The organism is Streptomyces coffeae (assembly GCF_016741875.1).
Classification (GTDB): domain Bacteria; phylum Actinomycetota; class Actinomycetes; order Streptomycetales; family Streptomycetaceae; genus Streptomyces; species Streptomyces coffeae.
Genome location: NZ_JAERRF010000168.1, coordinates 1 through 719, shown reverse-complemented (window position 1 = coordinate 719; position 719 = coordinate 1). Strand labels below are relative to the sequence as shown.

The window sequence follows — 719 nt, the reverse complement described above, 5'->3', positions numbered from 1 at the left end:
ATGGCGGGACCTGGGCGAACGGCTCATGCAGCCCATCACCGATTCGGTCATCGTCGACCTCCTGGCCATGGTCGGCTGGGTGTGCTGGGCCGCCTTCGCCTGCTCCATCCTCAAGGAAGTCGCCTGGTACGCAGGCCATGTGCCGCAGCTGCTGCGCGACCGCACGGCCCACACAGCCCACCTGGAAACGCTGTCGGCGCAGCGGACGCTGGCCGCGCTGTGTATCGGCACACTCGTCCTGGCCCTGGTCAGCCTGTGGCGGCCCTACCCCGCGCATGCTCATCCCCATGCCACCTCAGGAGATCTTCGCGTCCCTGTAGCTTCCACGGCTCCTGTCCACCCGGCTGCATCGTCGGAGACAGAGCGCCCCTCGATGCGGGAAGCGAGGACCGCTGAGAGCCGGAGTGTGGAGTACACCGTGGCTGAAGGCGACACCCTGTGGGCCATCGCCGAGGTGCACCTGGGCGATGCGTTGAAATGGCCGCGCATCTACGCCCTGAACAAGAAGCGCATTCAGTCCGACGGCGGTCGGCTGAGCGACCCGGATCGGCTCACGCCGGGCTGGCAACTCGCCATCCCCGTCACCCCATCCGTGTCACCGTCACGGCCTCCGACTCCTCCAACGCCGCCTACCGCACCGGCGAAGCCTTCCTCTCCCTCCACATCAGCGGAAGACGCCCCTGCACCGGCAACCCGCGGCCTCAGCCCGCAGCGGGAGG

The 719-nt window shown here is 68.3% G+C and carries 1 protein-coding gene; it reads left to right on the top strand.

Going from position 1 to position 719, the window contains the following annotated elements; genetic code table 11:
• On the top strand, nucleotides 1-719 hold a 719-nt coding region (locus tag JK363_RS41510), incomplete at both ends, for a LysM peptidoglycan-binding domain-containing protein (protein ID WP_201883502.1).